Annotated in this window: 20 protein-coding genes; 9 read left to right on the top strand and 11 right to left on the bottom strand. The window is 61.6% G+C overall.

Annotation, left to right across the window (positions count from 1 at the left end):
- Positions 1 to 19: 19 nt before the first annotated feature.
- From preA to hydA, 3 genes are all read right to left on the bottom strand, one after another.
- Positions 20 to 1,297: an NAD-dependent dihydropyrimidine dehydrogenase subunit PreA gene (gene preA / locus ACO6VD_RS11110; protein WP_400174253.1), complete on the bottom strand. Its 1,278-nt coding sequence runs from the start codon at positions 1,295 to 1,297 to the stop codon at positions 20 to 22.
- Positions 1,294 to 2,661: an NAD(P)-dependent oxidoreductase gene (locus ACO6VD_RS11105; protein WP_422419013.1), complete on the bottom strand. Its 1,368-nt coding sequence runs from the start codon at positions 2,659 to 2,661 to the stop codon at positions 1,294 to 1,296. The genes preA and ACO6VD_RS11105 overlap by 4 nt, the downstream gene beginning before the upstream one ends.
- A gap of 105 nt (positions 2,662 to 2,766) precedes the next feature.
- Positions 2,767 to 4,212 carry a dihydropyrimidinase gene (gene hydA / locus ACO6VD_RS11100; RefSeq protein WP_422419012.1) on the bottom strand — a complete coding sequence of 482 codons (1,446 nt, stop codon included), beginning with the start codon at positions 4,210 to 4,212 and terminating at the stop codon, positions 2,767 to 2,769.
- A 324-nt stretch (positions 4,213 to 4,536) separates the two neighbouring features.
- On the opposite strand from hydA, the gene ACO6VD_RS11095 reads away from it, so the two are divergent.
- Both ACO6VD_RS11095 and ACO6VD_RS11090 read left to right on the top strand, forming a co-directional pair.
- Positions 4,537 to 6,024, top strand: a complete 1,488-nt coding sequence (locus ACO6VD_RS11095; protein WP_422419011.1) for an NCS1 family nucleobase:cation symporter-1 — start codon at positions 4,537 to 4,539, stop codon at positions 6,022 to 6,024.
- 45 nt (positions 6,025 to 6,069) lie between these two features.
- Positions 6,070 to 7,353, top strand: coding sequence for a Zn-dependent hydrolase (locus tag ACO6VD_RS11090; protein ID WP_422419010.1), 1,284 nt, complete (start codon positions 6,070 to 6,072; stop codon positions 7,351 to 7,353).
- Between the two features lie 30 nt (positions 7,354 to 7,383).
- Here ACO6VD_RS11090 and ACO6VD_RS11085 read toward each other — a convergent pair whose 3' ends face one another.
- Positions 7,384 to 7,875: an Lrp/AsnC family transcriptional regulator gene (locus tag ACO6VD_RS11085; RefSeq protein ID WP_422419008.1), complete on the bottom strand. Its 492-nt coding sequence runs from the start codon at positions 7,873 to 7,875 to the stop codon at positions 7,384 to 7,386.
- Positions 7,876 to 7,975: 100 nt separating this feature from the next.
- On the opposite strand from ACO6VD_RS11085, the gene rarD reads away from it, so the two are divergent.
- Positions 7,976 to 8,914, top strand: coding sequence for an EamA family transporter RarD (gene rarD, locus ACO6VD_RS11080; RefSeq protein ID WP_422419006.1), 939 nt, complete (start codon positions 7,976 to 7,978; stop codon positions 8,912 to 8,914).
- Here the strand turns inward: rarD and ACO6VD_RS11075 are convergent.
- Together ACO6VD_RS11075 and ACO6VD_RS11070 are read right to left on the bottom strand one after the other, a co-directional pair.
- Positions 8,878 to 9,885: a GlxA family transcriptional regulator gene (locus ACO6VD_RS11075; RefSeq protein ID WP_422419004.1), complete on the bottom strand. Its 1,008-nt coding sequence runs from the start codon at positions 9,883 to 9,885 to the stop codon at positions 8,878 to 8,880. The genes rarD and ACO6VD_RS11075 overlap by 37 nt on opposite strands.
- A gap of 169 nt (positions 9,886 to 10,054) precedes the next feature.
- On the bottom strand, positions 10,055 to 11,107 hold the full coding sequence (locus ACO6VD_RS11070; protein ID WP_422419002.1) for a DUF2235 domain-containing protein: 1,053 nt from the start codon (positions 11,105 to 11,107) through the stop codon (positions 10,055 to 10,057).
- A 147-nt stretch (positions 11,108 to 11,254) separates the two neighbouring features.
- Between ACO6VD_RS11070 and ACO6VD_RS11065 the strand changes: the two genes are divergently transcribed.
- The 6 genes from ACO6VD_RS11065 to ACO6VD_RS11040 all read left to right on the top strand — a co-directional run bounded on the left by ACO6VD_RS11065 (position 11,255) and on the right by ACO6VD_RS11040 (position 17,437).
- Complete coding sequence (locus ACO6VD_RS11065) at positions 11,255 to 11,818, top strand: hypothetical protein (RefSeq protein WP_422419000.1); 564 nt, start codon at positions 11,255 to 11,257, stop codon at positions 11,816 to 11,818.
- A 141-nt stretch (positions 11,819 to 11,959) separates the two neighbouring features.
- Positions 11,960 to 12,685, top strand: coding sequence for an IclR family transcriptional regulator (locus ACO6VD_RS11060; protein WP_422418998.1), 726 nt, complete (start codon positions 11,960 to 11,962; stop codon positions 12,683 to 12,685).
- Positions 12,686 to 12,704: 19 nt separating this feature from the next.
- A complete protein-coding gene (gene hutG, locus ACO6VD_RS11055; protein WP_422418996.1) occupies positions 12,705 to 13,643 on the top strand; it encodes a formimidoylglutamase in 939 nt (312 codons plus the stop codon).
- A gap of 47 nt (positions 13,644 to 13,690) precedes the next feature.
- On the top strand, positions 13,691 to 14,899 hold the full coding sequence (gltS, locus tag ACO6VD_RS11050) for a sodium/glutamate symporter (RefSeq protein ID WP_422418994.1): 1,209 nt from the start codon (positions 13,691 to 13,693) through the stop codon (positions 14,897 to 14,899).
- 177 nt (positions 14,900 to 15,076) lie between these two features.
- Entirely contained in the window at positions 15,077 to 16,174 is a 1,098-nt protein-coding gene (locus ACO6VD_RS11045) for a carboxynorspermidine decarboxylase (RefSeq protein WP_422419043.1), read from the top strand.
- A 27-nt stretch (positions 16,175 to 16,201) separates the two neighbouring features.
- Positions 16,202 to 17,437, top strand: a complete 1,236-nt coding sequence (locus tag ACO6VD_RS11040) for a saccharopine dehydrogenase family protein (RefSeq protein ID WP_038609797.1) — start codon at positions 16,202 to 16,204, stop codon at positions 17,435 to 17,437.
- Positions 17,438 to 17,548: 111 nt separating this feature from the next.
- On the opposite strand, the gene ACO6VD_RS11035 is transcribed toward ACO6VD_RS11040, so the two are convergent.
- The 5 genes from ACO6VD_RS11035 to ACO6VD_RS11015 form a co-directional block, all read right to left on the bottom strand.
- Entirely contained in the window at positions 17,549 to 17,842 is a 294-nt protein-coding gene (locus ACO6VD_RS11035) for a YkgJ family cysteine cluster protein (protein ID WP_422418992.1), read from the bottom strand.
- A 61-nt stretch (positions 17,843 to 17,903) separates the two neighbouring features.
- Positions 17,904 to 18,926, bottom strand: a complete 1,023-nt coding sequence (locus ACO6VD_RS11030; RefSeq protein ID WP_422418989.1) for a hypothetical protein — start codon at positions 18,924 to 18,926, stop codon at positions 17,904 to 17,906.
- A 10-nt stretch (positions 18,927 to 18,936) separates the two neighbouring features.
- Positions 18,937 to 19,506 carry a hypothetical protein gene (locus ACO6VD_RS11025; protein WP_422419041.1) on the bottom strand — a complete coding sequence of 190 codons (570 nt, stop codon included), beginning with the start codon at positions 19,504 to 19,506 and terminating at the stop codon, positions 18,937 to 18,939.
- 43 nt (positions 19,507 to 19,549) lie between these two features.
- The gene (locus tag ACO6VD_RS11020) at positions 19,550 to 21,130 is read right to left on the bottom strand and encodes a hypothetical protein (RefSeq protein ID WP_422418987.1); all 1,581 of its coding nucleotides are present in this window, start codon (positions 21,128 to 21,130) and stop codon (positions 19,550 to 19,552) included.
- Positions 21,127 to 22,179 (bottom strand): helix-turn-helix transcriptional regulator, encoded by a 1,053-nt coding sequence (locus ACO6VD_RS11015; RefSeq protein ID WP_422418985.1) that lies wholly within the window; start codon positions 22,177 to 22,179, stop codon positions 21,127 to 21,129. The genes ACO6VD_RS11020 and ACO6VD_RS11015 overlap by 4 nt, the downstream gene beginning before the upstream one ends.
- Positions 22,180 to 22,206: the final 27 nt, after the last annotated feature.

Raw genomic sequence — 22,206 nt, 5'->3', positions numbered from 1 at the left:
CGTTGTTTGTGGTCGCGACTCAGGACGCTTCGCGGTAGGGGTTGCGTGGATCGTGCTGCCAGTCGAGGAACGGCTTGCCGGTGTCCTGCGGCACCATCTGGATGCAGTCCTGCACCGGGCAAGTGATCTGGCACAGGTTGCAGCCCACGCACTCGGCGTCAATCACCTCATAGCGGTGGCTGCCATCGGCCTGCTTGAGGTTGGCGATGGCCTGGTGCGAGGTGTCCTCACAGGCGATATGGCAGCGTCCGCAACCGATGCAGGCGTCCTGGTCGATTTTGGCGATGACCTGGTAGTTGATGTCCAGGTACTTCCAGTCGGTGGTGTGGCCCACGGCGCGACCGCTGAAGTCCTGCAGGCTGCGGTAGCCCTGACTGTCCATCCAGCGCGAGAGACCATCCTTCATGTCTTCGACAATGCGAAAGCCATGGAGCATGGCGGCGGTGCAGACCTGCACGGCACCACAGCCCAGGGCGATGAACTCGGCCGCGTCACGCCAGCTACCGATACCGCCGATGCCGCTGATCGGCAGGCCGCGGGTGGCCGGGTCACGGGCGATTTCGGCGACCATGTTGAGGGCGATAGGCTTGACCGCCGAGCCGCAGTAGCCGCCGTGGGTGCTCATGTCGCCGACAATCGGCAGGGCGATCATGCGTTCGAGGTCGACGCTGGTGATCGAGTTGATGGTGTTGATCAACGACACCGCGTCGGCACCCCCGCGATGGGCGGCGCGGGCAGACTGACGGATGTCGGTGATGTTGGGGGTGAGTTTGACGATCACCGGCAGCGAGCAATGGGTCTTGCACCAGCGCGTGACCTGCTCGACATACTCCGGCACCTGGCCAACCGCCGCACCCATGCCGCGTTCGGGCATGCCGTGGGGGCAACCGAAGTTCAGCTCGATACCATCGGCGCCGGTGGCCTCCACCAGCGGCAGAATGGCTTTCCATGATTCTTCGACGCAAGGCACCATCAGCGACACGATCAGGGCACGATCGGGCCAGTCCTTTTTCACCTGGGTGATTTCCCGCAGGTTGATGTCCAGCGAGCGGTCGGTGATCAGCTCGATGTTGTTGATGCCCATGACCTCGCGGTTGACCCCGTAGTGGGCCGAGTAGCGCGACGACACGTTGACGGCGGCCGGGTCTTCGCCAAGGGTTTTCCAGACCACACCGCCCCAGCCGGCCTGAAAGGCGCGGACCACGTTGTAGGCTTTATCGGTAGGCGGCGCGGAGGCTAGCCAGAACGGATTGGGCGCCTTGATCCCGGCAAATTCGATCGACAGGTCAGCCATTATGCAGCCTCCACATTGAGCATCAGTTGCGCATGCATGGCCTCGGCGGCCAGCTTGCCGTGCTGCACGGCCTGGACGGTGAGGTCCTGGCCCAGGTGGGTACAGTCGCCGCCGGCATACACGCCGGGCAGGCTGGTGCGCATGTGTTCATCGACACGAATGCGCTCGCCGTCGCGGGCCAGGGTTTGTCCGCTGCTGTCACTCAGGGCCTGACCGTCGAAGGCCTGGCCGATGGCTTTGAAGATGGCGTCGGCGGCCAGTTCAAAGGTTTCCCCGGTGGTCTGCAGGCGGCCGTCGAGCATGTGCGTGCGGGCAAAGCGCATGCCGCGCACCCGGCCATGATCGTCGAGCAGCACCTGTTCAGGCTGGGCCCAGGTCAGCAGGCGCACCTGGTTCTCCTTGGCGATGTGCTGTTCATGCTCGGTGGCGCCCATGTCCTCGAAGCCACGGCGGTACACCAGGTTGACGTCGCGGGCGCCGAGACGGGCCATCTGTACGGCCATGTCGATCGCCGTGTTACCGGCGCCGAGGACGATGCAGCGGTCGGCCACGGGGAGGGTGGTCAGGTCCTCGGCCTGACGCAGTTCGCGGATATAGTCGGTGGCGGCGAGCATGCCGGCGGCGTTTTCATCGGCCAGGCCCAACTGGCGGCTGGCGTTCAGGCCAAGGCCGAGGAACACCGCATCGAACTGCTGTTGCAGCTCGGCGAGGCTGAGGTTCTCACCCAGCACCTGGCCATGACGGACCTCGATTCCGCCGATCTGCAGAACAAAGTCCACCTCGCGCTGGGCGAAGTCATCGACCACCTTGTACTTTGCAATCCCGTACTCATTCAGGCCCCCGGCTTTGGGCCGGGCCTCGAAGATCACCACATCATGACCATGCCAGGCCAGGCGGTGGGCACAGGACAACCCGGCAGGCCCGGCGCCGACCACGGCGATCCGCTTGCCGGTGCTGGCGGCGCGCTGGAAAGGGTGTTCGTCGAACTCGGCGTGATCAACGGCATAACGCTGCAGCAGGCCGATGAGCACCGGCGCGCATTCCTGGTGATGGTTACGCACACAGGCCTGCTGGCAGAGGATTTCGGTCGGACAGACGCGCGCGCAACTGCCGCCGAGGATGTTGGCCGAGAGGATTTTCTCCGCCGCACCCTGGACGTTCTCCTGATGGATGTTGCGGATGAACGAAGGAATGTCGATGTCGCTGGGGCAGGCGTTGACGCACGGGGCGTCGTAGCAGTACAGGCAGCGGGAGGCTTCCACGGCAGCCTGGCGGGCATTGAGTGGTGGCGCCAGGTCGCTGAAGTGCTCGGCGAGGGAGGCGTTGTCGGTGGACGGTCGGGGGAGGTGGCTGAGGGACTCGATCACGGTGGTTTCCTCATGTTTCTTATTGTTGGTGCTTTGATCGCGGGGCAAGCCCGCTCCCACCGGGGAAGGTGATACCTGTGGGAGCGGGCCTGCCCCGCGATGCTGCTAGCGCTTTACCGCAGCCGGACGCGAATGCTCGGCACGCTTGCTCAACAGATCGAACACCGCCGGGTACGCCGGCCGCTCGATGTAGCGTCCGGCTCCGCGCTCGGCGCGCAGATCACCATTGGCCCAGACCAGCTTGCCCTGGCTGATGGTGTGGCTGGGGATGCCGCGCACGGTCTTGCCTTCGAAGATGTTGAAGTCGACCTGTTGATGATGCGTCGCCGCAGAGATGGTCCGCGTGCCTTGCGGGTCCCAGAGCACCAGGTCGGCATCGGCGCCCACGCGCAGGGCACCTTTGCGCGGGAACAGGTTGAAAATCTTCGCGGTGTTGGTGGAGGTCAGGGCGACGAAGTCCTGCATCGACAGCTTGCCGCTGTTCACCCCTTCGTCCCAGAGCACCGCCATGCGGTCTTCGATACCGGCGGTGCCGTTGGGAATGCGGCTGAAGTCGTCGCGCCCGGCGGCTTTCTGCTCGGCGCAGAAGCAGCAGTGATCGGTGGCGGTGGTGTGCAGGTTGCCCGATTGCAGGCCGCCCCACAGGGCTTCCTGATGGCCGTCCTTGCGTGGCCGGAAGGGCGGGCTCATGACGTAGCCGGCGGCGGTTTGCCAGTCGGGATGACGGTATACGCTGTCGTCCAGCAGCAAGTGCCCGGCGAGGACTTCGCCGTAGACCTGTTGGCCCTTGGCGCGGGCATAGGTGATCTCGTCCAGCGCTTCGCGGGTCGACACGTGCACCAGGTACACCGGTGTGCCCAGGGTCTCGGCAATGCGGATGGCGCGGCTGGCCGCTTCGCCCTCGACCTGGGACGGCCGCGACAATGGATGCGCCTCGGGGCCGGTGATGCCCTGGGCGATCAGCTTGCGTTGTAGGTGGTAGACCAGCTCGCCGTTCTCGGCATGCACGGTGGGCACGGCGCCCAGTTCCAGGCAGCGTTCAAAGCTGGCCACCAGGGTGTCGTCGGCGGCCATGATTGCATTCTTGTAGGCCATGAAGTGCTTGAAGCTGTTGATGCCGTGCTGGCTGACCAGCTCGCCCATCTCCTCACGCACCTGTTCGCTCCACCAGGTGATGGCGACGTGAAAGCCGTAGTCGGAGGCGGATTTCTCCGCCCAGCCGCGCCACTGATGAAAGGCTTCGAGCAAGGATTGCTGCGGGTTGGGAATGACGAAATCGATGATCGAGGTGGTACCACCGGCCAGGCCTGCCGCGGTGCCGCTGTAGAAGTCTTCGCTGGCCACGGTGCCCATGAAGGGCAGTTGCATGTGGGTGTGCGGGTCGATGCCGCCGGGCATCAGGTACTGGCCGCTACCGTCGAGAATTTCGCAGCCGCTGGGTGGGTCGAGGTCGGTGCCGATGGCCTTGATCACACCGTCGGCACAGAGCACGTCGGCACGATAACTTTCCTCATGGGTAATCAGGGTGGCACCACGAATCATAAGCGTCATCAGAGGCTCCTCGCAGGCTTGACCGGTTGATACCGGTTCTAGGTTTTGTTCTTTTTGCAGCGTAGGTCAAAACCTGTCATCGCTGACAGGAATTGAATCTAGTAGGGGTTCGGAAAATCGGCAAATAATTAATTTATAAGCTTATAACGCTGATATTTCATTGAATTTAAACGATTTGTAGTCGATGGCGAGTTGCAGGCAAAACGACCAGTGGTCCTGTCGTTCTTGACAGGTTGTGGAAATGGTCAAGATTTCTCATGGGCACCCGTGATTGCCCCCATGCCGTGCAAGTACCTCCAAAAACACAAAAACAGTGGAGTGGCCATGCAGCAGAACCGATCGCAAGTGCGTGAACGTGATGGCTTGTACGAACTCGACGCCGGCAGCGACGTCCTCGACAGCCCCCGCTACAACCACGATATCGCCCCGACCAAGGTGCACGAGCGTACCTGGAACAAGTGGCACATCACCGCGCTGTGGGTCGGCATGTCGATCTGCGTGCCGACCTACACCCTGGGCGGGGTGCTGACCGCTTACTTCGGCCTGACCGTCGGTGAAGCGCTGCTGGCGATTCTGCTGGCCAACACCGTGGTGCTGATCCCGCTGACGCTCAATGCCTTTCCCGGGACCAAATACGGCATTCCCTTTCCGGTGCTGCTGCGTTCTTCGTTCGGCATCATCGGCTCCAACGTGCCGTGCCTGATCCGCGCCCTGGTGGCGTGCGGCTGGTTCGGTATCCAGACGATGTTCGGCGGCCTGGCCATTCATCTGTTCCTCGGTTCGCTGTCGGCGGACTGGAAGGCCCTGGGCGGTACCGGTGAGGTGATCGGCTTCATGCTGTTCTGGTGCCTGAACCTGTGGGTGGTGCTGCGCGGGGCCGAATCGATCAAGTGGCTGGAAACCCTGTCGGCGCCATTGCTGGTGCTGGTCGGCGCCGGGCTGCTGGTGTGGGCCTTGCCCAACGTCTCGATCAGCGAATTGATGGCGCAGCCGCCCAAGCGTCCGCAAGGGGCGAGCGTCTACGGTTACTTCTTTGCCGGGCTCACCGCCATGGTCGGCTTCTGGGCCACCTTGTCGCTGAACATCCCCGACTTCAGCCGTTACGCGAAAAGCCAGAAAGACCAGATCCTCGGGCAGATTTTCGGCCTGCCGCTGACCATGTTCCTGTTCGCTGCGCTGGGTGTGGTGCTGACCGCCGCCTCGGCCTCGCTGGTAGGGCAGACGGTGTCCGACCCGGTCAGCCTGATCGGGCATATCCAGAGCCCGGTGTGGGTGGCGCTGGCCATGGCGCTGATCATCATCGCCACCTTGTCGACCAACACCGCAGCGAACATCGTTTCCCCCACCAACGACTTCCAGAACCTGGCGCCCAAGTGGATCGGCCGCACCCTGGCGGTGCTGCTCACCGGTCTGGTCGGGCTATTGCTGATGGCCCATGAACTGTTGAAAAAGCTCGGGTTGATTGTCAGCGACGTCAGCCTCGAAAGCGTCTACTCCAACTGGCTGCTGGGTTACTCCAGCCTGCTCGGGCCGATTGCCGGGATCATGGTGGTGGACTACTTCCTGATCCGCAGGCAAACCCTGGACCTCGCCGGTTTGTATCGCGATGACGTCTACCCGGCCTGGAATGCCGCCGGCTTCATTGCCTTCGGGGTGCCGGTGGCGCTGACCCTGCTGTCACTGCAGAGCGCGAGTTTCAGCTGGTTCTATGACTTTGGCTGGTTCACCGGTTCCGCCCTGGGCGGGCTGATCTACTACGGGCTTGGCCAGCTCAAGGCCGCGCGTGCGGCCAACCTCAAACCCACCGTGTAGTGCTTACGGCCCACAGAGGCCGAGCAGCAGATGCAGGAGAAGAACATGCAATCAACACAGGAAGTTCTGCAATCGAGCCATCGGCATATCAACGGCGAACGCCTGTGGCAGTCGCTGATGGACCTGGCGCGCCTGGGCGCGACGGTCAAAGGCGGAGTATGCCGCCTGGCGCTGACCGACCTGGATCGCCAGGCCCGCGACCTGTTCGTCAAATGGACCGAGGAGGCCGGTTGCACGGTGACCATCGACGGCGTCGGCAACATCTTCGCCCGGCGCCCTGGGCGCAACCCGCAACTGCCGCCGGTGATGACCGGCAGCCATATCGATAGCCAACCCACCGGCGGCAAGTTCGATGGCTGTTTTGGGGTGTTGGCGGGGCTTGAAGTGATGCGCACCCTCAATGACCTCAAGATCGAAACCGAGGCGCCGCTGGAAGTGGTGGTCTGGACCAACGAAGAAGGCTCGCGCTTTGCCCCGTGCATGATGGGCTCGGGGGTGTTTGCGGAAAAATTCACCCTCGAGGAGACCCTGGCCAAGACCGACGCCGAGGGCATCAGTGTCGGCCAGGCGCTCAACGCCATCGGCTATGCCGGGCCGCGGGCGGTCAGTGGTCACCCGGTGGGGGCGTATTTCGAGGCGCATATCGAGCAGGGGCCGATCCTCGAAGACCAGCACAAGACCATCGGCGTGGTACTCGGCGCGCTGGGGCAGAAGTGGTTTGACCTGACCTTGCGCGGCGTCGAAGCCCACGCCGGCCCTACGCCGATGCACCTGCGCAAGGATGCCCTGGTCGGGGCCAGCGCGGTGGTGGCTGCGGTCAACCGTGTGGCCCTGGAGCATCAACCACATGCCTGTGGCACCGTTGGTTGCCTGCAGGCCTATCCGGGCTCGCGCAACGTGATTCCCGGCGAAGTGCGCATGACCCTGGATTTTCGTCACCTGGAGCCTGCGCGCCTGGACTCGATGATCGCCCAGGTCCGCGATGTGATCAGCAGCACCTGCGAGCAGCATGGGCTGAGCCATACCCTGACACCGACGGCGGACTTCCCGCCGCTGTACTTCGCCGACGGCTGTGTCGAGGCCGTGCGCAGTGCGGCTCAGGGCCTGGGCTTGTCGCACATGGACATCGTCAGCGGCGCCGGCCATGACGCGATCTTTCTCGCCGAGCTGGGGCCGGCCGGGATGATTTTCGTGCCCTGTGAAGGCGGCATCAGCCACAACGAAATCGAGAATGCAGCGCCTGAGGACCTGGCCGATGGTTGCGCAGTGCTGTTGCGGGCAATGCTGGCGGCGGCGCAGGCGGTAGCGCGGGGCAGGGAGGCGGCGTAGGCCCTATTGCCAGCAAGGTCGGCCCCCAGATTACGCACCTTGTGGGGGCGGGCTGGCGCGCTCAATCGGCACCTGCAGGGTCGATTTCACCCGCTCCAGCACGACGATGGTGCGAAACCACTTCACATTCGGGTTGTCATGGAACAGGCGCTGGGTCAGGGCCTGGAACTCGCTCATGCTCGCGACCGTCAGCACCAGCATGAAATCGGCATCGCCAGTGACGTAATAGCACTGCTGGATCTCCGGCCCCGAGAAGGCTTGCTTCATCAGCTCAAGGTCTGCCGACTGGGTCCGCTCGGCATGCACCTCGACCATCAAGGTAATCACCTGGCCGACTTTCTCCGGGTCGACAATCGCCACGTTGGCCTGGATAAATCCGCCGCTCTGCAGGCGCTGGATACGCCGCTGCACAGAGGCCGTGGACAGGTGCACCTGCTCGGCCAGGGTTCGCAGCGGCAGGCTGTTGTCCTGCTGCAAGCGGTGCAGCAGGGCAAGGTCGAAATCATCCAGAGCAGGCTTCATGTGCAATATTTTCTCATCTGCAGGGTGAAAAACGAGGGCACTTTTCAGGCGTTACGCAATAAATTATCACCTCCTGAAGACCCGCGTGAAGGACACTGCCATGCACCGGCCCGCAACCCCCAACGCCTCCCTGGGCGTGCTGCTCAACGTACTGGCGTCGGTACTGTTTGCCGTGATGTATGCCTACACCCATCTGCTTGAGCGCCTGGGCGGTGAAGAAATCTACGGCTGGCGGATCCTGCTGACCGTGCCCTGCCTGACGCTGATGGTGTTTGCCAGTGGTCACTGGCATGAGGTGCGCCGACTGTTCCAGCGGGTTTTTGCCGAGCGCTGGTTCTGGGCGGTGCGCCTGCTGTCGGCGGCGTTGCTCGGGGTACAGCTGTGGCTGTTCATGTGGGCGCCGATCAATGGCTATGGGCTGGATGTGTCGCTGGGCTATTTCCTCATGCCGCTGACCATGGTGATCGTTGGCCGCCTGGCCTTCAATGACAGCATCAGTCGCCTGCAACTGCTGGCCTGTGCGCTGGCGGCGTTGGGCATCATCAACCAGATCGCGATCGCCAAGGCCATTACCTGGCCGGTGCTGGCGGTGGGGCTGGGTTATCCGTTGTACTTCTGGCTGCGCCGGGTCAGCGACAGCAACAACATGGGCGGACTGTGGTTCGACATGAGCCTGAGCCTGCCGGTCAGTTTGTTGTTGGTGCTCAAGGGTGGTGTGGTACTGGGTGTCGCTGGCAGTGCTTCGGACTTGCCCTGGCTGGTCGCCGGGCTGGGGCTGATCAGCGCATCCGCCCTGGCCCTGCAGGCGTTGTCGGGGCCGCGCCTGAACCTGACCCTGTTCGGCCTGCTGGTCTATGTCGAGCCGGTTCTTCTGGTGCTCGCCGCGATCCTGCTGGGAGAGACCATCGCCCCCGCGCAATGGCCCACCTACATCGCCATCTGGCTGGCCGTGTTGGTCCTGGTGGTGGAAGGCGGCCTGAGCCTGAGCAACAGCCGCCGTGGTTACTCGCCCAGCCGCTGCTCGCGCGAAGGTGGATAGCCAAAGTAGGCGCTGTAGCACTTGCTGAAGTGCGAGACCGAAACAAAGCCGCAGGCAATTGCCACGTCCATCAGCGGCAGGTCGGAGTACTGCAGCAGGCGCCGGCTCTTGGTGATGCGCAATTCCATGTAGTAGCGGCTGGGCGAGGTGCCCAGCTGGGCCTGGAACAAACGGTCGATCTGGCGTCGCGAACGACCGCTGTAGCTGGCGAGTTGATCCAGGCTCAAGGTTTCTTCCAGGTTGTTTTCCATCAACTCGACGATGGTGCGTAGCGGTGCGCTCATGGACTTTTTCGAGCTGCTGTCGACCCGGCGGAAACGTGCCCCGGAGAACGCCAGAATTTCCTCGACCCCGGCCGCCAGCGCTTCGCCCTGTTGCAGCTTGAGCAGCGCCAGCATCATCTCCAGCGCGCCATTGGGGCTGGCCGCAGTCAAGCGGTCGCGGTCGAGAACAAAACTTGCCGGAGTAATCGTGCTTTGCGCGCTGCGCTCGGCCAGGCTGGCACGTTGCTCGGGGTGGATGGTGCAGCTGTAATCAGTCAGCACCCCGGCACGGCCAAGAAAATACGCACCGTTCCACAGCCCGCCCAGGGCCAGGCCATGGTTTGCCGCTTCGCTCAGCAGACGGTCCAGCTCGGGGTATTTCAGTGGCGTACGCAAGCCGCCGCAGACCACCAGCATGTCCAGGTTCTCCAGGCTGGCCCGCTCAAGGCCGGCGGCATAGATTTCCAGCCCAAGATCGCTGATTACCCGCTCACTGCCCAGTGACAGCGGGGTGATGACGAACAGGTTGTTCTGCAGCAGGTTGGCGGTGACCAGCACATCCATGGCCACGGTGAAGCTGGCCATGGAGAAGTTCTCAAGCAGCAGGAAGCCGACGCGATAGGCGGGCGCAGACGGCGCCTGCGGGTGCTTGAGGTTCAGCATGTTTGTTGTACTGGATTTCTGGCTGAAGTGGCGAGGGCTGGGCAATTTCGGCTCCGCAGGGCATCGATGGGTAAAGCATGCGCGGATGATCATGCCTGACATCGTACGGGATGCGAATACACCGCAGGCTTATCTTTGACGCCATCGAGACTGAGCAGTCAGCACAAGGCCGCGCAGTGGAACGACCCGCTGCGCAGCCTTGGATCACGGCGGCCTAGTACATGCGCACAACTGGCCGAAAATCGCCGTTGAGGTGCGGTCCGACCCTGTTGGCCGGACGATAGTCCGGGTCGGCGTCGAGGCGTTGTTTTACCGTGGGAGCAATTTTTTCCTGGCCGTTTTCGGTTTCACCGATGGTGCGGTAGTAGGGCGGCACCAGTTTGCTGTACGACCCGCCGAGAAAGTCCTTGTAGGAGTTCTTCAACGGCAGCAAGGCAGAGGGCGCTTTCGGCGCTTTCTTTGGATCGAGTTTCAGGCCGCAGGCAACCGCTTTTTCCATCATCCAGATCAGCGCCAGGTCAGACAGGCGGTCTTTGAGGTAGCCGCCGCCGATATTGGCGTGCGCCCCGGCGAACCACACTTGCTCGATGGTCTGGGTGGGCTTGTGTTTCGGCGCCCACATTGTGCAGTCGTAGTTCTTGCGCCACTCATCGACGGCCAGTGCCTGGAAGGCGTTTTTTACAATGCCGCTCAGCTCGGTGTCGTGGAATTCATAGTAGGAACGGTTGAACCAGCTGAACGACTCCAGCGGAATACCCAGGGCTCCGACGGTGTCCCAGACGCCGAGAAAGTGAATATCAATGGTCCTGGCGTAAGTGGCGCGAAACAGCTTGGCGGCTTCGGTATCCGCGGATTTATCGCGGTTGCGGTACAGTGAGTAGGCTTCGCCGATACGGGATTTGTGTTTCTTCTGCAGCAGTCCGCAGTTTCTGATCAGGCCCACCAGGCTGCGCGCGGTGTAAGCGCCGCGGCTGAAGCCGAACAGGTAAACCTGGTCCCCCTCTTCGTAGCGTTCAATCAGCTCCTTGTAGCCCTGCTGGATGTTCTCGCTCAGACCGACACCAAAGATCCCGCCTTTGAGCTTGTCATACCACTGTGTGCCGACCCCTTCGTCATACCATTTATGCTGAGCGGTTCCGTCTTTGCTGGCAGCGGTAATGCTTTCATACAGTCGCCAGACATTGGTGCTTTCGCCTTCCTCAATGTCCGAGCCGGTGTCGGGGGTGTTCCAGGTGCCGTCAAAGCACAGGACGATCTTTTTGCTCATGGAGTGCTCCTTTATTTTCAGTGGTTCACGGCGGGTGCTGTGGTGAAAGACAAAGGTCATGCGAAGGGAGGCACTAACAAAAAAGTGCCGCAATCAGTATAAGCAGGTTACCAACGGGTCATTTGCTTGCAACGTGAGAGTCATGACATGTCCTCATCCCATCTTGACCCGCTGCGCCGGGAAATCGAACAGCGCCGGGTCGTCCCGGCCCCCGAACCCTGGCAGCTCAAGGCACGCTTGACCATCGCTGGCCTGCTGGAGGTTGGTTTTGATCATGACAGCGAGTTGCTGCTGGTCGCTTCCAGTTCCGGGCGCAGCGTGATCAATTGCCAGACCGGCGAGAAAGTGGCCCGGGATCGCACCGATAACCTGGGCAGTGACCGTCACCTGGAAACCCGCGGCATCGGCCCGCTGCACGAGCGGGTAATCCGCATGGCCGGGATCAATGGTGGTGGCTTGCCGGTGGCCACCGCCGATGGCTGGATGATTGAAGACATCACCTTGGTGTGGCCCGAGCAACACCTGTTGCTGGTCGAGCCGGGTTCCTGGCTACACGGCGCGCGCTACAACCGCCCGGCGCTGTTTCACAAGCTCGGGGTCGAGCTGGAAGTGCGGGCCTTCGGGTTTTCCTACACCGGCTTGACCTTGGTGATTGCCACCGCGGGGGAGGTGGTGGTGTACGGGCGCTGCGGCAAATCCGTGTCTGTCTGATCCTTCAACGCTGCCTGCGACGGCGTTGGTCGCCCTGTTTAAACACCCCTCGTCGCTTTTAAGTGCGAAATTTCCCACTTAATGGGAATCCTGTTTCACCCTTTGGGAAAACCCTGTGCACCATGTTCGCAAGGAGCACATATGAACTACAACACGCCCACCGATCGCCTGCTGCAGATTCTCGTCGCCCTTGGTCAGGCCAATGAAGCCGTGTCGGCCAAGGAACTGAGCCTGCAACTGGAACAGCCCTTGAGCAGCACCTACCGGCACCTGAAAACCCTGCTGCGCTGGGGGCTGGCCGAAGACAATGGCCATGGCCGCTATCTGCCGGGCCCGGCGTGTCTGCAGCTGGCAAACAAGTTCGACCGCGAAGCGCTGCTGGTGTCGCAGGCTCTGCCTGAGCTCAAGCGCCTGGCCGAATTGAGCCGGGAAAGTGTGGCGTTGATGGTGCCGAGCAATGGTCAGGCGATTTGTATCGAGCTGATCGACAGCCCGCAGCCGCTGCGTTGCTGCTATCAGAAGGGGCTAGCCCAGCCACTGTTGGTCGGTGCTTCAGCGCGGGTGCTGCTGGCGCACATGGCCCCTGAACGCAGCGAGGCCATCCTCCACGAACAGGGTGTCGATGCTGAAGGCATTGAGGTCTATCTGCAAAGCTTCATCCCCATCCGCGACCAGGGCTATGCCGTCAGCCTTGGCGAAATCGACGACGGCATCTGGGGCGTCAGCGCCCCGGTGCTCGACAGCCGCAACCGTTTGCACGGCGCAATCAGCCTGATGGCCCCGGCCTTTCGAGCCCAGCAAAGCAGCGATCGCCTGACCCGCTGGACCCGAGAGGTCGCCCTGCGCGTAGGCGCGCGGCTGGACTGAATCCACCTGGAGTACCCGCATGACTGCAACTACCGCCATGCCCCTGTGGCAAGGCCGAATCGACGCTGGCGAAGGCGCGTCGGCCCTGCGCTGGCACCAATGGGTGCAGCCCTACACCTGTGAGCAAGCGCCTGGCACCGCGCTGGTGGGCCTGGCCTGCGACGAAGGCGTTACCCGCAACCAGGGCCGTAGCGGCGCCCGCCAGGGGCCGCCGGCGCTACGCAAGGCCCTGGCCAACCTGGCCTGGCGTGGTCAGCGACCGCTGTACGACAGCGGTGATATCGACTGTGTCGGTAACGACCTTGAAGGCGCCCAGCAGGCTTACGCCCAGCGCGTCAGCCAGTTGCTCGAGCAGGGGCACTTGCCTCTGGGGCTGGGCGGCGGGCATGAAATCGCCTACGCCAGTTTCCTCGGCCTGGCCGAGCACCTGCGCCAGCGCGAGGAGCGCCCGCGGATCGGCATCCTCAACTTCGACGCCCACTTCGACCTGCGCCACGCCGCGCAAAGCAGCTCTGGTACGCCGTTCCGGCAGATTGCCGAGTACTGCCAACAGGCTGGGTTGGCCTTCGATTACTGCTGCCTCGGCGTGAGTGAACTGAACAACACCCAGGCCCTGTTCGATCAGGCCCAGCGCCTGAACGTGCGCTATCGCCTCGACCGGCAGATGCAACCATGGAATGTCGCGGCCATCGAGGCCTTTGTCGATGAGTTCCTGAGCGGCATCGACCACCTGTACATGACCCTGTGCCTGGACGTGCTGCCCGCCAGCCAGGCCCCTGGGGTGAGTGCGCCGTCGGCCCATGGTGTCGAGCTGATGGTGGTCGAGCACCTGGTCCGCCAGGCCAAGGCCAGCGGCAAGCTGCGCATGGCTGACATCGCTGAACTCAACCCGGGCCTCGACCAGGACCAGCGCACCGCACGCATAGGCGCACGGCTGCTGGCCTGTCTGGTCGACTGACGCTTTTCCTCCCTTAACTCCAAGTATAAAAACAAGAGTGCCAACCCATGCTGACCCTGCAACTCGATGCACTGACCACCGTCGCCCTGGCGCTTTTGCTCCTGGCGCTGGGGGCGCAACTGAAAAAACACAGCTACTGGCTGCGTCAACTCTGTGTACCGGCCCCGGTGATCGGTGGCTTTGGCTTTGCCCTGGTGGTGTGGCTGCTGCGCAACCAGCAGTGGCTGGACATCAAGCTCGACACCGCCATGCAAACCCCGCTGATGGTGGCGTTCTTCACCACGGTCGGTCTGGGCGGCAGCCTCGGCTTGCTGCGCCAGGGCGGTAAAATCCTCTTCATCTACCTCGGCGCCTGCTGGGGCCTGGCGTTGCTGCAGAACCTCGTAGGTGTCGGCATGGCCAAGGCGCTGGGCATCGACCCGCTGCTGGGGATCATGGCCGGTGCGGTGTCGCTGGAAGGCGGCTTTGGTGCCGCGGCGGCCTTCGGCCCGATTGCCGAGAGCCTGGGTACCAGCGGGGCGACGACCGCTGCGCTGGCCTCGGCGACCTTCGGCATGGTCGCCGGTGGTCTGCTCGGCAGCCCGGTGGCGCGCTATCTGATCGACCGCAAGAAGCTGGCGGTCAAGGCTGACCAGGTCGACACCCTGCAAGCGCTGGAAAAGGCCAACGAGGCCCCGAGCGTACCTCTGGATGCCGCCGTGCTGTTGCGCTTGCTGACCTGCATCCTGGTGATCATGGTCCTCGGATTCTGGATTGGCGATGCGTTGAAAGCACACCTGGGCATTGTTTTGCCGGTGTACGTCGGGGCGATGTTCGTCGCCATCATCCTGCGTAACCTCAACGACCGCGCACGGTTCATCGAGATACCGGACAACGCCGTCAGTACGGTGGGCGATATCAGCCTGGGGATGTTCCTGACCATGGCGATGATGAGCCTCAAGTTCTGGGAGCTGGAACAACTGGGCCTGCCGTTGCTGGTGATTCTGGTGGTGCAGGTGGTGATCATGGTGTTGCTGTGCATCTTCGTGCTGTTCCGCCTGTTCGGCGGCAACTACGATGCCGCGGTGCTCTGCGCCGGCTACATGGGCCACGGCCTGGGCGCTACACCGAATGCCGTGGCCAACATGGGCGCCATCTGTGACCACTACAAAGTGTTCTCCTACAAGGCCTTCATCATCGTGCCGCTGTGTGGCGCGGTATTGATCGACATCGTCGCCTTGCCGTTGATTACCTGGTTCATCAACGCCTTCGCCTGATTCAAATAATCGCGGGGCAAGCCCGCTCCCACCTGCTCTGTGGGAGCGGGCTTGCCCCGCGATAAGGCCCCGCACGACCACTGACGTGGCGAAAAACGCTTTTCTCCCTTTCGAGTTCCGTCAAGGGAGGGCACAATGCGTGTCCTTTTTTTGGCCGGCCTTGCCGGGGGCCTCGAAATGATCAAAACGCCGTATTACCTCATCGACAAAACCAAGCTGCTGCGCAACATGGAGAAGATCGCCTACGTGCGTGAAAACTCCGGGGCCAAGGCCCTGCTGGCACTCAAGTGCTTCGCCACCTGGTCGGTGTTCGACCTGATGCAGCAGTACATGGACGGCACCACCTCGTCGTCGCTCTACGAGCTCAAGCTGGGCCGTCAGAAGTTCGCCGGCGAAGCGCACGCCTACAGCGTGGCCTGGGCCGACGACGAGATTGGCGAGATGGTCGAGAACTGCGACAAGATCATCTTCAATTCCATCGGCCAGCTGCAACGCTTCGCCGAACAGACCGAAGGCACCGTGCGCGGCCTGCGCGTCAACCCGCAAGTGAGCAGCTCCGACTACCTGCTGGCCGACCCGGCGCGTCCATTCAGCCGCCTGGGCGAGTGGGACCCGGTGAAAGTCGAGGAAGTCATCGAGCAGATCTCCGGCTTCATGTTCCACAACAACTGCGAGAACGGCGACTTCGCACTGTTCGACCAGATGCTGTGCACCATCGAAGAGCGCTTCGGTCACCTGCTGCACAAGGTCGAGTGGGTGAGCCTGGGCGGCGGTATCCACTTCACCGGTGAAGACTATGCCCTGGACGCGTTCTGCGCGCGCCTGAAAGCGTTCTCCGAGAAGTACGGCGTACAGGTCTACCTGGAGCCGGGCGAAGCGGCGATCACCCAGAGCGCCTCGCTGGAAGTGACCGTGCTCGACACCCTGTACAACGGCAAGCACCTGGCCGTGGTCGACAGTTCGATCGAAGCGCACATGCTCGACCTGCTGATCTACCGCCTCAATGCCAAACTCGCACCAAGCAGCGGCGATCACACCTACATGGTGTGCGGCAAGTCCTGCCTGGCCGGGGACATCTTCGGCGAATACCAATTTGATCGTCCGCTGGCCATCGGCGATCGGCTGTCGTTTGTTGACGCAGCGGGTTACACCATGGTCAAGAAAAACTGGTTCAACGGCCTGAAAATGCCGTCCATCGTAGTGAAACAACTCGACGGTACAGTCGAAGTGGTTCGTGAATTCGGGTTCGAAGACTACTTGTCCAGCCTGTCGTAAGCTGGCAGTAAAGGAGAGAAAGAGAAATTGAAGAAGAACGTTCTTATCATTGGTGCAGGAGGTGTCGCCAAGGTGGTGGCCCACAAGTGCGCGCAGCACAACGACGAACTCGGTCGTATTGCTATCGCGTCGCGCAACATCTCCAAATGCCAGGCCATCATCGACAGCGTCAAGGCCAAGGGCAGCCTCAAACAGCCTGCTGAAATCAAGGCATTCGCCCTCAATGCCCTGGATGTCGAAGCGACCAAGGCGCTGATCCGCGAAACCGAATCGCAGATCGTCATCAACGTCGGCTCCGCCTTCCTCAACATGTCGGTGCTGCGTGCCTGCATCGATACCGGCGTGGCCTATCTGGACACCGCCATCCACGAAGAACCGGGCAAAATCTGCGAAACCCCGCCCTGGTACGGCAACTACGAGTGGAAACACCTCGAGGAATGCCAGCAGAAGAACATTACCGCCATTCTCGGCGTAGGCTTCGACCCGGGTGTGGTCAACGCTTATGCGGCGCTGGCGCAACAACAGTATTTCGACCGCATTGATTCGATCGACATTCTCGACGTCAATGCCGGTTCCCATGGCAAGTACTTCGCCACCAACTTCGACCCGGAAATCAACTTCCGTGAGTTCACCGGGCAGGTGTGGAGCTGGCAGAACAGCCAGTGGACCAGCAACACCATGTTCGAAGTCAAGCGTACCGATGACTTGCCAGTGGTGGGTTCGCAGAACCTGTACCTGACCGGTCACGATGAAGTGCACTCGCTGTCGAAGAACCTCGATGTGCCGAACGTGCGCTTCTGGATGAGCTTTGGTGAGCACTACATCAACGTGTTCACCGTGCTGAAGAACCTTGGCCTGCTCTCCGAGCAGCCGGTCAAGACCGCTGAAGGCCTGGAAGTGGTGCCGCTGAAAGTGGTCAAGGCAGTACTGCCTGATCCATCGTCGCTGGCACCGGGCTACACCGGCAAGACCTGTATTGGTGACCTGGTCAAGGGCACCAAGGATGGCCAGCCACGTGAGATTTTCATCTACAACGTGGCCGACCATGAAGAGGCCTATGCCGAAACCGATAGCCAGGGCATTTCCTACACCGCTGGCGTGCCACCGGTGGCGGCCGCCTTGCTGGTTGCCCGTGGTGAGTGGGACGTGCAACGCATGGCCAACGTCGAGGAGCTGCCGGCTGAGCCGTTCCTCAAGGCGCTGGATGTGATGGGCCTGCCGACTCGCATCAAGGACGAGAATGGCGACCGTCCCTGGAGCTGATTGACCTTTAGCTCACAGGCTGCAAACAAACGGGATTGACGCGCAGATGCGTCAATCCCGTTTTTGTTTACGCAGCGGCCACCTACCTTTGAGCGCAGCAGCGTGCGGGTTTCAATTGGCCTGCGGTGTCGTCTCCAGCGCCTGCAAGGTCGTACAGACTTCCAGGTTCAATGCGACGAACCGATCCCAGTCATAGTGTTGCGCATAGTGCAGTTGGTACTGGCGGTCGACTCGACAGATATCCGGGCGCTGATGGTAGATACCACAGCTTTTGTTCGCCGCTTGATAGTGCTTGCATGTGCCGTCGCCGCGGTCGAGGAAGCGGGTCTCGGCGGCCAGGTGGACATTCTGGCAGCACAAACCGCATTGGCTGCATGGAAAGGGACTGCAGGAAGGGGTGGGCATGGCACCACATCTAATGGCGAGGTGAACGCCCGTGCGCAGGGCACGGGCGGGCTGGTCAGGCTCAGACTGGATCGAGATTGGCTTTCTGGCCACTCGACACCGCCGCGATATCGCGGACACGTTTGTCGGTCGACAACACCAGGTTGCCATCTTTGTCGAGGATCGGCGTATCGATCATGGCCTTGAGCAACTGAGCGAACTTGACGGCGCGGAACACTGCGTCCTTGCCCTGTTCGGAGAAGTCGCGGAAGTCGACACCCTGAGTCTCGATGACTTTCTTCAGTTCTGCCACGCTGTGACGCAGTTGCGCGCTGATCTTGGAGAAGGTGGAGTTGGCCAGGCTGGTGACCGTGTTGATGGCTTTGAGCTTGTCGGCCATGAGCTGGGCCTGGTCACGAAGGGTGCGCGCCTGTTCCATGTTGCTGCGGGCATTGTTCAAGGCTTCTTCGCCCTTGTTGCCCAGCACATGACCAAAAATGGCCAGTGCAGGGCCGGCGACGATGCCACCCAACACCATCATGCCGCCGGCCATGCCGTAGCCACCAGCCGCCAGCGAACCACCGCCCAGCCAGGCGAGGGTGGCGTTGGTCGCTGCCACGCCACCCAGCGAGGAGATTGCTGTGCCGGTACTGGCGGTAGCCAGCAGCATGGTGCCGTTGTAGGCACCGAATGCTAATGCCGCCCCGCCGCCCAGGCCTGCACCCAGGCCCAGGCCCGCGTCCATCAGTGCCTGATAGTCCTGGCGCAGGCCGGCCAGCGCCTTGTTGGAGAAGTCGCCAGCGGTGAGTTTGTCCAGCTCAGGGCTTTGCCCCAGTTGCACGTTCTTCAGGCGCTCATAGGTTTCGATAAACTCGGCAATGATGCCGTTGAACGCACGCAGCTTACGTTGACCGTAATCTTCCAGTGTCTTGTTGGCGTTCTGACGCTGGTCTTCGACCTTTTGATTTGCCGACTCCACCATCGAGCGCGCATCGTTGTTGAGGTCTTTGGCGTTGCTGTGGTCGATGGCACCGCTAACACCTTTGGCCGCACCGTACAAACCGGCAGCCGCAGCAGCCACACCAATAATCAGGGGAAGAGGCATGTACTGTTCCTTATTCGAGGATGATGGAAATGGTTTTGCTGACTTCCTTGTTCAGGGTCTCAGCACGCTCCAAGAGGTCGTCGAAGATGAAGTCTTCGAGCTGGAAGTGGCGCTGATATTCCTTGAGCAGTGCCCATTCGATACTGGAAATGTGTCCGTCTCGCAGCGCCACCAGCAGCAGCTCGAAGAGGATGACCTTAGGGGCGGTCGGCAGCTCGAACTTCTTGTCCTTGAGCAATTCCTTGAGCACGGTGGTAGCGGCTTGAACGCGTGACTCGGGCTTTTCCACCTTGGTGATCGGGAAGGTCTTGAGGACTTCGACCAGGCGGTCGCAGATCTCATCGGAAAAGGTCACGATGCCGAAAAGATTTCTGTGTTCCGGGGTGGCGCCTTCCATGTCGGCGATCAGTTCACGTTCCTGTTCACCCTCTTGGATTGACAGGGCTGTGAGGTCGGTGCCGGAGGTGAGTTCGTCGGCGGTTTTTCCGTCCCATAGCAATGGCTTGTCGGACAGAGCCAGTAATTTGGCTACCTTTACCAGGAATTTCTTGTCTGTATCAGACAGCAATTTGATCAGCATAGACGCGGTTGTCCTTCTTGGAAGCAGCATCAGGCGGCGTTGGTTAAAGAACCAGTGGGGCATCGGAGTTCATGAAGTCATCGAACTCGGCCCGGGTCTGGAATTGCAGTTGTTTACCGAGCAGGGTCGCGTACTGGTTGATGCTTTCAGCCAGCTTGTCGACGCTACCTGTACCGCTGACCACGGCCAGCAGTTGGTGGGTTTCACGTTGAAGTTGGGGGATCTCCCGGCGTACGAAATCGTCCAGCTGCTCCTGCTCCAGCGCGATTCGTTCGCGGGCAGCAGCCTCGATGGCGCGCACACGTGCCAGCCGCTCACGGGATAGCTCGGCACCACGGGCGGCATCCAGTGCGCTTTGGTAGAACAGCGACGACAGGGTGTAGCCAATCATTCCGCCAATGGCGGCACCCACGAAAGGCACCGGAATGGCCAGCTGGCCCAACGCAGCCATCATGCCGCTGGAGAGCATGCCTGCGCCTTTCTCACCCACTTCAGTCAGCAGTTGAGCTTCGCTGATCTCGCCGGTGACGAAGCGTTTGACCGAGCTGCCCAGCGACAAGCAGATGTTGATCGCCAGAGTCGGTGCGCTGGTATTGGCCAGTTGGCGTATGAAGGTGTTGCCCGATTGCTGCATGCCGCCCTTCAGGGCTGAGCCTGCGAAGGCGGTGGCGTAACCCAGGGCACCGGCTTTGGCGGTGTCGATGCCGACCTCCTTGAGCACTTCACCGGCATTCTTGTCGCCTTGCGCGGCGGCCAGGCAGTTCTGCAGCACTGAAATACTGCCGCCGATGATGGCGCCAAAACGAGCGCCTTCCAGGCCCGCCCGGTGGGCGGTTCGCCCGATATCCATCAGGGTGGCGAGCTTGGGGTGTTCGCGGTAGAAAATGGCGTCCTCGGTGGTCAGGCCACTGTCGCTGACGTTCTCCGCCAATTTGTCGTAGTTATCCGCTTCACGCCGTAACTTGGCTGCCGCCTCGGTGTTGCCGTTGGCTTCTGCCTTGTCGGCATTCAGGCGCCGTTGCCGGGCCTGTGCGCGGCAGTAATCGGACGCCGGCTCAACGCCCGAGCCACCTTCGAATTGCTCGCTGGGCAATTCCAGCCTGGTGCCTTGGTAGCGAGCGAACTTGCCGTCCTCACGGGCAATGTCATCGAGCAACTGATTGCGGTTGCCGACAAACTTCATCTGCGATTGAGAGCCTTCGATCACCTGGCCATCGAGCAACTGCACGCGGTCGACGACGGTGTGGTTCTTGCCGTATTGCGGCAAATCGTCGGTGCGTGAAGTCTTGACCTTGGAGCCACTGATGATGGCTTCAGCATTATCGCGGCTGGTGGTCGCCACTTCGGCGCTGTATCCGGCCTGCTGTTTGATGTTTTGTGCGGCAAACTGCGGGTCTTCGTTGACCTTGTGCTTGGCAATATCTGCCAGGCCTTTGGCGAAGCGCTGCCCGGTTTCGTTATCGACGCCGCGATAGCCCTTGATGTACTCGGCGTTGGCACTCCCGAAGCGCTGCACAGTTTCGTGTGCTGACAGCGCACTGGCGGTTCGGGCAATGTCCCGAGCGATTTCGTCCCGGCCTTCGTCTGGCACGTCGGTGTTACGGGCAGATTCATTGGAACTCATGTAGCCTCCTGGCAGGCATTGGCGAGGGCGGGGAGTGTGTGTTCGTAAAGACTGGCCGTGGCATCAAGCCTGGCTTTGATGAGGTGGGCCCAGCTATCAGGCGCATGCAGACGGATGTTTTCCCCCAGGCCGAAGACCCACCACAGGGTTTCCTGGTCATTGGGCACCTGTGCGTGCAAGCGATGCCAGTCGCTGTCGGGCAGCGGCTGCAGACGTTGCTCAACGCAGAGTGGGGTTTCGCCAAGCAGCCAGGCTAACTGTGGTGAAACGTCGGCGATCAGGCTGTGCTGCTCGACAGGCCCTGGATTATTGAAACCACCGCTGTGTATGTAGTGATCGATTTCGAAGCCGGGTTGCTCGCAGGCCGGTGTATCGAGGCAGACAGCCTGCTTGATACGGTGCAAGGCGAACTGCCGGGCATCGGTGTATCCCTCGACATTTGCGATCAGGTAGCTGACGGAGTGACGCGATATCAGGCCGGCGGGGTGAATGCGCAGGACTTTGTGTTCGCCCTTGCTGCGGCTCAGGTAATGGATCTGCAGTTGTCGCTGTTCCATCAGCGCTGTGGCGACTTCGCTCCAGATGGCTGGGTCCACTTCGGCCGGTCGTAGCGCCTTGCCATTCGGCACGGTACGCACGCACTTGGCCCAACGCGCCAGGTTGTTGCACTGCAAGCCCTGAATCTGTCGGTGGGCGAGGTCGAAGTGAGGCGCCAGCAGGCTCATCACGCTGGGCGGCAGTAACTTGCCAAGGTGACTTTCGGCCAGGACGTAGGCCAATGCGGTAGGCGTGTCCAGAGCGGGCAAATTGAACTGCGGCGTGTCCTTGGCAAAGCTCCAGTGAAACGGCCGCTGGCTTTCATCACATTGCAGCGGAAAGTCCAGTGACAGACGACCGGCAAGGTCACGCTGCAAGCTGCGAAGGTCGATATCGAATTGTTCGGCTCTGAGCCTGTCCAGCAATTCAGTGGTGGAAATGCTTCTGGGCGCTCGTGGAATGAGCCGTAGCATGGCCAGGTGCCTGAACAACCGGTCTTTGGGGTCTGACATGAAGAGGTATCAACCTTGATAATTCGC

This window comes from Pseudomonas sp. GZD-222 (assembly GCF_049310525.1).
Taxonomy (GTDB): domain Bacteria; phylum Pseudomonadota; class Gammaproteobacteria; order Pseudomonadales; family Pseudomonadaceae; genus Aquipseudomonas.
Note: the sequence above shows the minus strand (reverse complement) of the source record. Positions and strands in the feature narration are given on the sequence as shown.

Excerpts from the sequence above, each read along its gene's own strand:
- ACO6VD_RS11085 (WP_422419008.1), bottom strand. The coding sequence starts at position 7,875 with ATGAAGCCTGCTCTGGATGATTTCGACCTTGCCCTGCTGCACCGCTTG.
- ACO6VD_RS11045 (WP_422419043.1), top strand. The coding sequence starts at position 15,077 with ATGATCAAAACGCCGTATTACCTCATCGACAAAACCAAGCTGCTGCGC.
- ACO6VD_RS11070 (WP_422419002.1), bottom strand. The coding sequence starts at position 11,107 with ATGAGCAAAAAGATCGTCCTGTGCTTTGACGGCACCTGGAACACCCCC.
- rarD (WP_422419006.1), top strand. The coding sequence starts at position 7,976 with ATGCACCGGCCCGCAACCCCCAACGCCTCCCTGGGCGTGCTGCTCAAC.
- ACO6VD_RS11030 (WP_422418989.1), bottom strand. The coding sequence starts at position 18,926 with ATGCCTCTTCCCCTGATTATTGGTGTGGCTGCTGCGGCTGCCGGTTTG.
- ACO6VD_RS11060 (WP_422418998.1), top strand. The coding sequence starts at position 11,960 with ATGAACTACAACACGCCCACCGATCGCCTGCTGCAGATTCTCGTCGCC.
- ACO6VD_RS11090 (WP_422419010.1), top strand. The coding sequence starts at position 6,070 with ATGCAATCAACACAGGAAGTTCTGCAATCGAGCCATCGGCATATCAAC.
- ACO6VD_RS11025 (WP_422419041.1), bottom strand. The coding sequence starts at position 19,506 with ATGCTGATCAAATTGCTGTCTGATACAGACAAGAAATTCCTGGTAAAG.
- ACO6VD_RS11015 (WP_422418985.1), bottom strand. The coding sequence starts at position 22,179 with ATGTCAGACCCCAAAGACCGGTTGTTCAGGCACCTGGCCATGCTACGG.
- ACO6VD_RS11020 (WP_422418987.1), bottom strand. The coding sequence starts at position 21,130 with ATGAGTTCCAATGAATCTGCCCGTAACACCGACGTGCCAGACGAAGGC.
- ACO6VD_RS11095 (WP_422419011.1), top strand. The coding sequence starts at position 4,537 with ATGCAGCAGAACCGATCGCAAGTGCGTGAACGTGATGGCTTGTACGAA.
- ACO6VD_RS11065 (WP_422419000.1), top strand. The coding sequence starts at position 11,255 with ATGTCCTCATCCCATCTTGACCCGCTGCGCCGGGAAATCGAACAGCGC.
- hutG (WP_422418996.1), top strand. The coding sequence starts at position 12,705 with ATGACTGCAACTACCGCCATGCCCCTGTGGCAAGGCCGAATCGACGCT.
- hydA (WP_422419012.1), bottom strand. The coding sequence starts at position 4,212 with ATGACGCTTATGATTCGTGGTGCCACCCTGATTACCCATGAGGAAAGT.
- gltS (WP_422418994.1), top strand. The coding sequence starts at position 13,691 with ATGCTGACCCTGCAACTCGATGCACTGACCACCGTCGCCCTGGCGCTT.
- ACO6VD_RS11035 (WP_422418992.1), bottom strand. The coding sequence starts at position 17,842 with ATGCCCACCCCTTCCTGCAGTCCCTTTCCATGCAGCCAATGCGGTTTG.